Origin of the sequence: Sneathiella sp. P13V-1 (assembly GCF_015143595.1) — a bacterium.
Lineage (GTDB): Bacteria > Pseudomonadota > Alphaproteobacteria > Sneathiellales > Sneathiellaceae > Sneathiella.
The window spans coordinates 1,248,956-1,262,325 of sequence record NZ_WYEU01000001.1; the positions used below are offsets into that span (position 1 = coordinate 1,248,956).

A 13,370-nucleotide genomic window follows, 5' to 3' on the forward strand; every position below is an offset into this window, starting at 1 on the left:
TTTTATGCGTTGTCACTTAGGTGTATCTAATGCAAACTTGGGTTAAGGATAACAAAGAATAAGGAACAAGAATGTCCTACTCAGAAATCACATACCAAAAAGAGGGACCTATTCTGACAATTACCCTCTACCGCCCGGATCGCATGAACGCTTTTACTCATGTCATGCGGGATGAGTTGATTGATGCTTTCGATCAAGCAGACAACGATGATGAGGTGCGGGCCATTATCATAACAGGGCATGGGAAAGCATTTTGTGCGGGCGCTGATTTGGGGGCGGGTAAAGATACTTTCAACTACGAAAAACGAGGTCTGAAAGAAAAAAAAGCCATAAACCGTGATGGCGGCGGTCAGGTGACGTTACGCATGTTTAATTGCAAGAAGCCGGTAATTGGCGCGATCAATGGTGCCGCGGTGGGCATTGGTGCTACTATGACATTGCCTATGGATATCCGCATCGCCTCAGAAAAGGCGCGGTTTGGTTTTGTGTTCTCGAAGCGCGGAATTGTACCAGAAGCGTGCAGTAGCTGGTTCCTTCCGCGTGTTGTTGGTATTTCGCAGGCGTTGGATTGGGTGTATTCAGGGCGCGTATTCTCGGCTGAAGAAGCGAAAGCGGGCGGGTTGGTGAAATCTATTCATGCAGAAGAAGACTTGCTGGAAGCTGCCCGTGCAATTGCCCTTAGTTATGCAGAGCAAACATCTGCCGTGTCAGTAGCGCTCGCGCGTCAAATGATGTGGAAAATGTTAGGGGCGGATCACCCTATGGAGGCACACAAAGTTGATAGCCGCGGCATTTCTTATATGGGGCAAAGTGCGGATGTGGCAGAAGGGGTGCAATCCTTCCTTGAAAAACGCCCCGCAGAGTTCTCTATGAAAGTGTCAGAAGATATGCCGGAATATTATCCTTGGTGGGATGAGCCGGAGTTCAAATAAAAAAAGGGGCCTTCAAAGGCCCCTTTTCACTTACTGAATAATCAAATTATGCAGCTTTTTTGCGTTTGCCCAGCCAGCCAAGGCCAAACAGCGCGGCACCAAACAGAACCAGGGCTGGTGGCAACGGAACAACAGAGATACGGATTGCCATATCGTCATAGTCCTGATCGCCAGCACCATCGCCAAACAGTGCGATAACAGAGTTATTCACGATGTCTGTAAAGGCGATTGCAAGTGGATTTGTAATATTGCCGTTTTCCGCATCCGCAGGGTTTCCACCGCCGGATGTGCTGAACTTAAATGGCAATAGACCATTTGCGTTTGGAGAGAGAGTTACCGTTACGCTTTGACCTGGAGTGGATGTTTTGTTGTTAAACAGAACACCAAAACCTTCCAGTTCGATAGCTTTGTTTGTGTAACCCGCTTCTGTGCCAAGGTAATCGAAACGAATGGTTGCTGGACCAGATAGGGCGAGGCCTTCATTTGCAGCGTTGCTGCTGTTGAAAACCGTTACCTGATCAACACCTGCCTGCAGGCCTGTTAAGGCCAGCTGAGGATTACCACTGAAATTAGCAGGGAGAGTTACATTTGACGTTCCCCCGACCAATGACAAAGTGGCTGATTGCGCTGCAGCTGTTGGCAATACCATGAGTGCCAGACCCACAAACGCTGCTTTAATCAACTTCATCATTACGCGACTCTTCAATTGTTGATGTGTGTACTCGTACTCAATGCTTGAACGTGTATAGGTTGCGAATTGGGGATATGCATCCCTCATTTGTGCGACAGAGGGGAAAAATGAGAAAAAAATATGGTTAATTTTCAATTAATTTGCGTTTTTTGGATTTTTTTTCTTAAACCCATTCCGTGGGGGGTGAAGTAATGAATACGTGAGCCAAGTATCATAAGGAAAATGAAATCGATAATTTTGAAATGCGAAAATATTTATCTGTGTATATTGACAAAAACATTAATAAAAAATCATTTTATAAGTAATTATAATTTATAATTAAATAAGTATAAATAAATAATAAATAATTATATCTTACAATATAGAATTAAATACTTACATTTACTTTGAAAGATACAATTTTATATAAAATTCTCGATAAATGTAGAAAAAATATACTGGAATTTCTCTCTATGGGTAAGAAATCATCAACTTGTCTTCTGTAGTTTTTGCATCAGATTTTGATCATCGATTCATTTCCGTGCGGTTTTGCCGACATCGGATACGGGAGACGACAAGAAAATGAGTGTAACGCTTTCTCAGACTGAACAGGACTTTCTTAACCAAGCTAGTCAGGATTTCGGTAATGGAGTCGTAAATCTCGGCCGTAGTGCGAACCTTTTCGGAATGAACAGCTTTACATTAAGTGTCACGCTTAATCTGAATAGCCTGTCAGGCGGCAATCAACGTGTGCTGTGGAACCACACACAGTATGGCATTGTTGTTAATAATGATGATCTTCAAGTGGCGCTTCGGGGTGCCGATGGAAATTTAAACTATTACACAGTTCCAAATGCTTTTGATGCAACGGGATGGCACGATATTCAGGTTGTCTATGATGATACGTCTGACGCTCTGAAGCTGTATGTTGATGGTGAAGAGGTTTATTCAACGATCACAAGTGATGTTGATATTTCAGAACCAAGTTATTGGGATGTGACCGCGGGTGGTACCCTTTGGGGGGATATGTTGGATGGTGAAGTGGCCGATGTGTCTATTTTGGATACAGCGGAGGAAATTGATCCGTCGCAGTCATTGGTCGAACGTATGATGACGCTGGATGAGACCGATACAGCATCCAAAATTGAAGTTGCAGCGCCAGATACGACACCTACAACCGAGCCTAAAACCCAAGAAGAACTGTTGGCTGAAGCTGCTGTCGAGTTCGGTGATGGAACGGTCAGCCTTGGTAATGATCCTTCCCTGTTTAATCTGGATGACCTGACAATTAGCGCAACTTTCTCATTGGATACGTTGTCCGGTGGCAAGCAGATGCTGGTTCATAGTCAGGGTCAATATGCAGTGTATGTATATCGCGACGATTTATTTGTTCGCTTCCGGGATGAAAACGGCAAACAGATCCGCACACGTATTCGAGACGCCTTTGAAGAAACCGGTTGGCACGATGTTCAGGTAACCGTGGATAAAGCAGCCAATGCACTGAATATCTTCCTGGACGGTGATTTGCTGCTGACAAAAAGTGCCAATTGGATCGAACTTGGTGTTGGCACGAATTACGGAGTGACAGCGGGTGGAAATCAATGGGGTAATGAACTTCAAGGTGATATCGCTGATGTTTCCATTCACAGCGAAGCACTGGACGTTGATTCCAGTTTGAGCCTGTATGATCGCATGTATGCGCTGGATGATGGAAATCTCGCGCCGAAATACGAGGTTCCTTCTGAAAATACAGCAGCCGTCATTGGTGGTGAAGATACAGTCTTTATGGCCGAAGATGATCTGGCTGTTTCCGGTAAGCTTTCAATCGAAGATGCGGACGCAGGAGAGGCATTGTTTGCTGCGGGAACATATGCAGCGGCTCACGGTCAACTTGTGCTGGACGCAGACGGCAACTGGACCTTTGTGCCAGACAGCGCGTCTCTTCAATCTCTTGGTGAAGGCGATACAGCCACAGATACTGTCACCATTACATCTGTAGATGGGACAGAGCACACCATTACTGTGACCTTTGAAGGCAGCAATGATGTTCCTGTTATCACTGGTGTCGCCAGTGGATCTGTTGCTGAAGAAGGTCCACTTTCAACGTCCGGTAAATTGGATATCGCAGATGTTGATGCAGGTGAAAGCGCATTTGTCGCCGCTGCCGTCGATGGTGTTTACGGCACGCTTGTCATCGATGCGGATGGCAATTGGTCTTACAATGCTTCCGGAAATGCAGAACTAGCGGCGCTTGGTGCCGGTGAAAATGCCATTGATGCCATTACTGTTAAAACCGTCGATGGGACTAGCCAGCTCATTGCAATCAACGTGACAGGCTCTGATAGTCAGGCTGTTATCTCTGGTGTTGATACCGGTGTGATCGAAGAAGATGGTGCGCGTCACGCCTCAGGAAAATTGGATGTTGTGGACGCGGACGCTGGCGAGAGCAGCTTTGTTGCCAGCTCTGTTGAAGGGAATTACGGGGTTCTCAGCATTGATGCTGCGGGCAATTGGTCTTACAGCATCGTTAATCAGGCAGCTGTTGAAGCCATGTCTGAAGGTGATGTTGCAGTTGAAACGCTTACTGTTGAAACACTGGGCGGCGCTTCACACCAGATTTCCATTGAACTTCGCGGCAGTAACGATGCTGCCGAGATTACGGGAAGCAGCAGTGCTCAGCTTGTTGAAGATGGAGACTTATCCGCGTCAGGGAAGCTGGATATTGCGGATGTAGACGCTGGTGAAGCCGCGTTTGTCGCGGGTTCCACTGGTGGGACTTATGGTAATCTTGTCATTGATGCGGCCGGTAACTGGACCTATACCGCGGCGACAACGGCCGCAGTACAGGCATTGGCGGCGGGTGAGATTGCAACAGAAACCTTTACGGTTGAAAGTCTGGATGGCACCGCCCACACCCTTACCATGACCATGGAAGGCACTAATGATACGGCTGTTATCTCTGGCGTCGCGGTGGGATCAGTTGCTGAAGATGGTCCACTGACAACATCCGGTAAACTGAATGTCAGTGATGTGGATACTGGTGAAGGTGCGTTTGAAGCCGCAGCTTTGAGCGGGACATATGGCACCCTTGTTATCGATGCCGAAGGTAACTGGAGCTATAGCGCAACAGAAACCGAAGCGTTGCAGGCGTTGTCCGCTTCTGATTCTGTAGCAGAAGCCATTACAGTTCGTTCACTTGATGGGACTGAGCAGGTCATTACGATCACTGTCTCTGGTAGTGATAGCGAAGCAGTTATTACCGGTGTGGATACTGGTTTGGTTGTGGATGATGGCACGCCAACGGTTTCCGGTAAGCTGGATGTGACGGATGAAGATGCAGGACAAAGTGCGTTTGTCGCCGACACAATTGACGGTGATCTTGGCACCCTTGTGATTGATGCCGCGGGTAACTGGATCTATCAGGCAAATGAAAGTACAGCTTTGTCCGCTTTGGGTGCCGGCGAAACACTCACCGATACTGTGCAGGTACTAACTGTCGGCGGAACAAGCCACACGATTACCATTACGTTGGAAGGCACCGATGATGTTCCGGTTATCACGGGCATTGCGACCGGAAATATCGGAGAAGACGGCCCCCTTACGGCTGCTGGTAAGCTGGATATTGTAGATCTGGATGCGGGTGAAAGTGCCTTTGTTGCAGGCACTGTGAACGGTACATTTGGCGTGTTGACTATTGATGCGGCGGGTAACTGGACCTATGACGCTTCTGGTAATGCAGCCCTTGAAGCCTTGGGTGCTGGCGATGTGGTGACGGATGATGTGCAGGTAAGATCCGTTGACGGAACCATTAAAACCATCACTATTACAGTGACAGGAAGCGACAGCGAAGCTGTGATCAGTGGAGTTGATACGGGCACTATTACAGAAGATGCCGTTGTGAGCGCATCCGGCAAACTTGATGTTACCGACAAGGATAGCGGCGAAAGCAGCTTTGTTGCAGGCACAGTCACAGGTGTTTACGGTGCACTTGCCATTGATGCATTGGGCAATTGGACTTATGAAGCTAATAATGCCTCTTTGCAGTCACTGGGTGCGGGCGATGTTGCTGTTGAAAATCTAACAGTTCAAACCGCAGATGGCAGCACACATGTGATTGCCATCAGTCTGGAAGGCGCAAATGATGCCGCCGTTATTACAGGCAGCAGCACTGGTCTGGTTGAGGAAGATGGCAACCTCACTGCAAATGGTAAGCTGGATATTACAGACGCGGACCAAGGTGAAGCGGCCTTTGAAGCGGGGACAGTGGTTGGCGCTTACGGCTCCGTTGAAATCGATGCAGTAGGTAACTGGACCTACACAGCCAACAATGGCGCTAATATGCAGGCGCTTAATACCGGCGATGTTGCAACAGATACGCTAACCGTTCACGCTCTCGACGGTACGGCGCATCAGATTAATATTGCTGTGACTGGTCAGGATGAACCGGTGGATCCCGGAACAGGTGACGTAATTATCGTTTCCACTTCTGAGGAGCTTTTGGCTGCACTTAAAAACGCTGAGGGCGGAGAAGAGATCCAGTTGATGCCTGGTGAATATGGGCGGGTTGACATAATGAACCTGGCACCAGCTCAGCAGGTTACTATCTCAGCTTTTGATGATGCAAATCCACCAACATTTACACAGTTTGTAATCAGTAATTCACATAATTTGACCATAGATAACGTGGAAGTCAGACCGCTAGATGTTCCCCCAGTTTATATGGACAAATATCTGATGCTAATTGATGGCGGAAGTAACATTGAGATAACAAATTCCCTTATTCAAGGGGATCCATCAATTGACTACGCTCATTTCGCAGGTGTTTTCTATCAAAATACGACGGATGTGGAGTTTTCTGGAAATGAGCTGAGATATCTTGAGCGTGGTGCCATTTTTAATGGGGTAACCAGAGCCGACATAACAGAAAATAATGTACATTCAAATACAATGGACGGATTTAACTTTGTACAGGTTAAAGATCTTCTCATTGAAAAGAATCTGTTCCATGAATTTTATCCGGCAGAAGGAGTTCATCCGGATTACATCCAATTCTGGACTACAGGATCGACCGAATCCTCTGAGAACGTGATTATTCGTGATAATCAAATGTATCAATCTGAAGGTGGATTTACTGAAAGTATATTCATGCGAGATCAGCTTGGAAATATGCCTTACAAGAATTTCCTTATTGAGAATAATTTGATTTATCAAGAGCATTATCATGGAATCACTGTAATGAATGTTGAAGGCTTTGATATCCTTAACAATACAGTGATATCCCAGACAGATACTTCTCAACTAGTTGCCATTCGTGTTCTCGAAGGAAACGATGTCACTATTGAAGGAAATATAACAAGCAAGCTGGTAACAGAAGGAATCACAGAATTAACTGTTGATAATAATATTATTGCCACGAAAGACGGCCTCTATGGATCGGAAAAATATGAAGATATTTTTGTAGGATCTCTCGAAAAAGCCTCTATGGATCCGTCTCTTTTTGATACATTTGGAAGTATCGCTTCCGGTGCAGATGTTGATATTTTCGTTAATTCAGACCTTGAGCATATCGGCTCTGGACTAAGTGATGTTGTATTCGGTGAAGATACAAATGACACAATTTTTGGTTTTAGAGGGGACGATACGCTCTACGGTGAAGCTGGAGATGATCTACTAGTTGGCGGTGCAGGGCGTGATATCCTGTTTGGCGGTGAAGGCGCTGATACGTTCCTTTTTGAGAAAATAGATGATGGTGGAATTTCTTCAGATACCATTGCCGATTTTAATGCCAGTATGGATAAGGTTAGTTTTGAAGGACTTGCCGATATCCCACTTGAATATGTCGGGAGCAGTGAGTTCAACGCTGTTGATTTTTCTACTAAAACTGCAGAAGAGTGGTTCGATATCGCCTCAAATCAATATCCGAGTGGTGGCACAGAGGTAGAAGTCCCTGACCTAACCTCAAATGGTAGTGAGTTTACGATTAGTGCAACCTATTTTGTCAATGAACTCAAGACGACTTCCCAGACTATTCTGTGGAAGGAAGGCCATTTTGGTATCGTTACAAAGAACGAGTATCTCTTCATTGCCCTTCGAAACCAATCTGGCGGAATGGATTACATAACTGTCAATGGGGTGATGTCTCCTGGAGAGTGGCATGATACTCAAATTGTAGTCAACGGAGATCAGCTAGAGATTGTTTTTGATGGAACATCTGTCTTCGCAGGAGATGCCACAAAGTACGATTTGTTTGCTGATGTTGATCAGCCAGTTTTTGCAGGTGCTAAACAATATGGAAGCGAACTGGATGGTCAGGTTGCAGATGTTTCATTCGTAGATCGTGCGTTGGATCTTTCGGAGCAAGCAACTCTGCTAGAAAGAACGACCGATATTGATGATCAGGATCTATGGGAGCACATGAATTTCTCAGAAGGATCTGGCGAAATTAGATTTGATGACCAAACAAATATGCTACAAGTTGATCTGGATGGTGATACGAAAATTGATTTCGAGGTTGAAATGCTTGGGGTTCAATCATCAGACTTGAATTCAGAATCGTTCATTTTCTAATTTGTTTAGTTGCATCAACTGGGCTGAGGAAAAATGCCTAAGAAAAACAGACCACGTTCCTTTAAGTTGAGTTTGAACCGATTGTCTTATCTTAGAAAGCTACTGGTTGGGGCAAAGAGGGCGTATCTAACAAAACTATGGAAGATGGATATACATCCGACGTGCGAGCTTTCATTAAGTGCGAAATTTGACACAACATATCCCGCAGGGGTGCATATAGGCGAGTATTCTTATATTGCTTTCGAGGCTAGAATATTGTGCCATGATTTGACCCGAGGGCTTTATGCACATACGAGAATAGGTAAAAACTGCTTTATTGGTGGCAGAAGCATGATAATGCCAAATGTGACAATTGGTGATGGATGTATTGTAGGTTCTGGCGCAATAGTGACAAAATCAGTGCCAGATAACTGCATAATTGCAGGAAATCCCGCCAAAATAATTTCAAGAAACATTAAAACTGGTAGATATGGCAAATTGGATACAGCCGACGAAACAACACATCGACTGATAGCAGAAGGTGAGATCGTCTGATCAAATTTGCTTTCTAAACTTGTTTAATAGATAAAAATATATTCCTCCGAGTGATTGTGTGTTTTTAGTAAATTTAAACAAAAATCGCTTTAGAGAATTGGTTACACCTTCTATTTCTGATCTGTCTAGTTTGCATATTTCTTCAACCAACTTAGTGATATCGATTTCGCTGCTCCTGTTCGGGGTGGGAGATCGTAACTTTGTAATCAGTTGATGAAAATCGTTTAAAGCCCTTTGCTTTGCTTTATCGCTTAGCTCGTGCATATTCTGTTTAATGCAATTGTCGAAATGGTTGCTGATTTCGCTTATGTTATATGCTGTGATATTCGGGATTCTCAGGGCTTCCATGACACTATTGTGTTTTCCCTTTGCTCCTTTTCCTAGAAGAGCAAACGGCTTTGCGAATGACAGTGCGACAACCCCTCCGTGAAGGCTCGAGCCAACATATCCCGCGCATCCTTCAAATAATGAGGTGGTTTGGAGAACATCGAGTTTTTTTTCAACAATGAATGCGTTTATTCCTTTCTGCTTTAGTATCTTCTTTGCTGATTTCAGAACGATGAGGTCGTGTAGGAAGAGGCAAATGGGAAGTAGTAGTATTTCGGCATCTAATTTACGTGCAATTTTCCCAATCTCGTCGCACCATTCACTAAGATCGTTTTGCAGGTATGGAAGAGAAATCTGGGCTAACAGATATTTTTTACCCTTTAGTTCCAAAGGTAAACAATTGTCAGCTGTTTTCTGCCAATATTCAGCGGACCATAGATCTGAACTTAATAGAACAGGGTCGGCGGCAAGATCAGAATGGCAGTTTGCTTTTTCCAGTTTAATTCTTGAGTGAATGTCACGAACTGAAATGTAAGAGCATCGGCTTAACATATGTCCAATGTTTGATTGGATCTTTTCCGGCATCGCTTGTGCTCCGACGCAATGAAAAGAAATGTGAGGGCGGCTTTTTTCGGAAAGAGAAATTAGCGGAGCTAACCAGAGTCTAAGACTATGACTGAATGTTTCTTTAGGGAGTATGTAAGTGCCCAGACCGTGACCTATAGAAAGCGTTTCCCCTCCCGCAAGAATGTACGCATCTAAATCATGGAAAGCTGAAGCTGCTTTTTCCCGCGTATCGGGTAAAGAGGTGATACTATCCAGTTTTACAATTTCCGCTAACTCTCCGGTTGGGGAGTAATACTTAATTACTGTATTGGGGTGGAATCTGGACAGTAATTCTCTGTAAATTACAGGAAACAAGCAATCGCCATAGTTGTTTACGTCAAACGTTCCGGCTATACCTACTGTAAAACTAGATTCTATCAATTTGCTTTTCATTTTTTAGTTCCAAGCCTTGGTAGGTGTTTTATTGTTGTTGCGTAAATTGCCAATGAAAAACAGAGCAATATTACTACTGACAATAGTCTGTACCCAAATTCATCAATCATGTTGAAAGCAAAATAGGTAAGCAGAGAAAACACTATGTAGATTAATGGGTTGAAGGTCTGCTGAAAGAAAGAGGTGCTTCGATTTGCAAGTCGGTGGAAAACAATTTTTCCGTAAAGTATCGATAAAACTTCTCCGGCGCAGGAGGATACAATAATTGTTTCCAGTTTGCCGGTTATCATAACCGCTGGTAAGCCTATTACTAAACCGCTGAGCCGTACTACTGCCATGTAGAGGGTGAGTTTTGACAAGCCTAAACCTAGAAATATAGTGTTATAGTTTGCTCGAATAACGCGTAAAGATTGATAGATGCAGATCGAAAATATGAGTGTGTTGCTAACAGTAAAATCGTTCCCATAAAAAAGAACAGTTATATCGGTTAAGAGTAAAACGGAACCGATGAGCAGAGAAACAGATATTAGATAGTGAAAGTTGGTGGTTAGGGGAAGTGTATTATTCGTGTCTGCTTCTTGTGACATTGAGTTGGAGGTGACAGACAAGAATAAGGGCTGCACTACACTGATAAGGATTGAGCAACCCAGAAAAACAATTCCAAAAGGTGCGCTAAACCTGCCAAACTCTTCTAAAGAAAAAAAGCTACTTATAAGCAGTTTGTCTCCGTTAACAATGAGGCAAAAAAGCATACCATTTAGTATCAAAGGCCAACCAAAATTCCATATCTCGGTCAAAGTAGATTTTTGGGGAACCACAGAATATCGTTGATTTGATACAATGTGCGAAGTGATGGCGAAAACAAAAGCTTGGCTAATGGAGGCAACAATAACGGACTTATAGTCAGCAGAATACACAAAAGAGAGATATAGTACTGGGATAGCTATCAATTGAGATGCAAGTCCACAAATCACCACCGGAACAAACTTCATTTGCTTTTGTTGGAAGAAGATTTGATGGTGGACGAGACTTCTCGCTATTGGAATGCAAGCGAGCAAATACAGACCCGTCGAATATTCTATCATATTCATAAGGTGCGCCCATAGAGGCACTGTAACTATTATCAAAACTGCGCTTGCCACTCCTTTTGCCAAGCTCACAGAATGTACAGTCGATAAGAATTTGCTCTCAAACACTCCTTTTTTCTGGATGATGTAACGATCAAGTCCAATATCAGAAGCCAATTCAATTATTGCTATAATGAGTGCAAAGATAGATGCGGCTCCGTAGTCTTCAACACCAAGCAGGCGAGCCGTCAGCACATTCCGGAAGAATCCGAACATTGAACTTAAGGTATTGCCGAAAGCGAGTGTAAATCCGCCTTTTAGGAATAGGGACAAATTTTTACGCCTAGCCAGTAGAAGAAAAGGAAACTATTAAGTAATCAGAGGTTATGTTTAGATGAATTGTCTTAACAAAAAAACTAGTTGTATCAATTTGTTTGCATTGAAAAAAGCAAAAGTAACTAAACCCTATGCTCATTGAAACTATTGCGATAGCCGTTCTACTCAGTCTGATAGTTCTCTATGTAAAACCTGGGACAGCTTTGGCAATTGTACTCGCTTCTACGTTATTGTGGCCAGAATATCTAAGGATACCTATGGGGCCAGCCTTAATGTCTGTGTCCAGAATTCTAGCTTTAGTTCTGTTTACAAAGTTCCTGTTAAACGGCCGATTCCGCGGCATGAGAGGTAATCTAGCAGATGTGTTGATGCTAGTGTATTGGGTTTGGTTACTTGCTGCGAATATCATTGAAAATCAAAGTCTAGATTATCTGACACGAGCAATTGGAGAACTATTGGATTTGATCTTGATTTACTTTGTTGCTCGTTTGAGTCTGCAAAGGGAAGTCGATTTCAAACAACTCGTTGTCGTATTGTCTGTTTTGGCCATTTACATAGGAGCATTGGCGGCATATGAGGCTGTAACAGGCTCAACTTTCTACAAGCAGTTTCTACAGTATCGTCCTTGGGTTACTGTTTTTGGTGAAGTTGAAATTGAAAAAAGATTGGGGTTTTATAGAGCAACAGTAAGTGAATCTATTCATATCTACTTCGGGATTACCATGTCGATAATTGGGGGATTACTCGTCACGTTACATACAATGACGAGGAAGAAACTGCTAACTCTTGTCGGCATTGCGTTCGCGTATTTGGGAGTTGTAAGCAGTTTTTCTACAGGTCCTTGGATTGCAGCCCTATCATTCTTGTTGTTCAGACAGATGAAAAATCATACTGCAAAAATAAAGCCTCTTCTTCTGACCGGGCTAGCATTACTGTCAATACTTCATCTGATTTCGGAAAGAGGTATTCATTATGTTGGAAGTTACCTAGGGTTAAACTCAGCAACGGCTTGGTATCGCGGGAGGCTAATTGATGTCGCTTTTTCTGAACTCGGTTCATATTGGCTGTTTGGATATGGTAGCAATCTCCCTCACTATTGGGGAGGTATGGTAGATGGCAGGCCAATTATTGATATTGTAAACCATTACATTCTGGTTGCGGTATATGGTGGCTTGATGGCTTTGGTTCTGTTTCTCTCAATCACATGGTTGGCATACAGAAACATATTCAAATTAAAGCTCCATACACTACCAAAAAAAGAGAGATATGTTGGTTTCTCATTGATCGCTATTTTGTTTTCTCTCAATGTTGCCATGCTTTCCGTGAGCTTCTACGACACGCCAAACAAGTACTATTTTGCTTTACTTGGGATCATGATTAGCTATCCATATATGGTGAAGAAAGAAGTCAAAATGAAAAGGATAGCTTACGAGTTTAAAGAGAAGCATGATGACTAAAACAGTTCTTGCAATAGCTTCAGCCGGGGGGCATTGGGTTCAGTTGCAGCGGTTAAGGCCTGCATGGGATGGGTGTCACGTCATATACGTGACGACTAAGCAAGGATACTATTCCCAGGTAATAAAAGATGCCGAAGCTCGCAACCAGACGAACGTTAAGTATTTTTGTGTTCAAGATGCGAATAGGTGGCAAAAATTGAAGTTGTTGCACCAACTTTTTCAAATCGGTTGGATTATTCTAAAGAACAGACCTAACGTTATTATTTCAACCGGGGCGGCTCCAGGATTTTTTGCGCTGAAAATTGGCAAATTGCTAGGAGCAAAGACAATTTGGCTTGATAGCATTGCAAATGCGGAAGAACTCTCACTATCAGGTGAGAAGGTCAGTACTAGCGCAGATTTATGGCTGACACAGTGGCCAGAGTTGGCCGGTAAAATGGCGAAAGAGAGAAAAACAAACCAGCATATCGAGGAAAAGTAA

Annotated in this window: 8 protein-coding genes; 5 read left to right on the top strand and 3 right to left on the bottom strand. The window is 43.7% G+C overall.

Annotated elements, in window-relative coordinates:
* Positions 1 to 71: 71 nt before the first annotated feature.
* The gene (locus GUA87_RS06010) at positions 72 to 932 is read left to right on the top strand and encodes a crotonase/enoyl-CoA hydratase family protein (protein ID WP_193715588.1); all 861 of its coding nucleotides are present in this window, start codon (positions 72 to 74) and stop codon (positions 930 to 932) included.
* Positions 933 to 978: 46 nt separating this feature from the next.
* On the opposite strand, the gene GUA87_RS06015 is transcribed toward GUA87_RS06010, so the two are convergent.
* Positions 979 to 1,623: a hypothetical protein gene (locus tag GUA87_RS06015; RefSeq protein WP_193715589.1), complete on the bottom strand. Its 645-nt coding sequence runs from the start codon at positions 1,621 to 1,623 to the stop codon at positions 979 to 981.
* 561 nt (positions 1,624 to 2,184) lie between these two features.
* On the opposite strand from GUA87_RS06015, the gene GUA87_RS06020 reads away from it, so the two are divergent.
* On the top strand, positions 2,185 to 8,169 hold the full coding sequence (locus GUA87_RS06020; protein ID WP_193715590.1) for a VCBS domain-containing protein: 5,985 nt from the start codon (positions 2,185 to 2,187) through the stop codon (positions 8,167 to 8,169).
* A 33-nt stretch (positions 8,170 to 8,202) separates the two neighbouring features.
* On the top strand, positions 8,203 to 8,703 hold the full coding sequence (locus GUA87_RS06025) for an acyltransferase (RefSeq protein ID WP_193715591.1): 501 nt from the start codon (positions 8,203 to 8,205) through the stop codon (positions 8,701 to 8,703).
* On the opposite strand, the gene GUA87_RS06030 is transcribed toward GUA87_RS06025, so the two are convergent.
* On the bottom strand, positions 8,704 to 10,029 hold the full coding sequence (locus GUA87_RS06030; protein ID WP_193715592.1) for a polysaccharide pyruvyl transferase family protein: 1,326 nt from the start codon (positions 10,027 to 10,029) through the stop codon (positions 8,704 to 8,706). It abuts the gene before it with no gap.
* Positions 10,026 to 11,429, bottom strand: a complete 1,404-nt coding sequence (locus GUA87_RS06035; RefSeq protein ID WP_193715593.1) for an oligosaccharide flippase family protein — start codon at positions 11,427 to 11,429, stop codon at positions 10,026 to 10,028. Before GUA87_RS06035 ends, GUA87_RS06030 begins: the two co-directional genes overlap by 4 nt.
* A 134-nt stretch (positions 11,430 to 11,563) precedes the next feature.
* Here GUA87_RS06035 and GUA87_RS06040 point away from each other — a divergent pair, with 134 nt between their 5' ends.
* Both GUA87_RS06040 and GUA87_RS06045 read left to right on the top strand, forming a co-directional pair.
* A complete protein-coding gene (locus GUA87_RS06040; protein ID WP_193715594.1) occupies positions 11,564 to 12,889 on the top strand; it encodes a hypothetical protein in 1,326 nt (441 codons plus the stop codon).
* Positions 12,879 to 13,370 carry a hypothetical protein gene (locus GUA87_RS06045; RefSeq protein WP_227711694.1) on the top strand — a complete coding sequence of 164 codons (492 nt, stop codon included), beginning with the start codon at positions 12,879 to 12,881 and terminating at the stop codon, positions 13,368 to 13,370. The genes GUA87_RS06040 and GUA87_RS06045 overlap by 11 nt, the downstream gene beginning before the upstream one ends.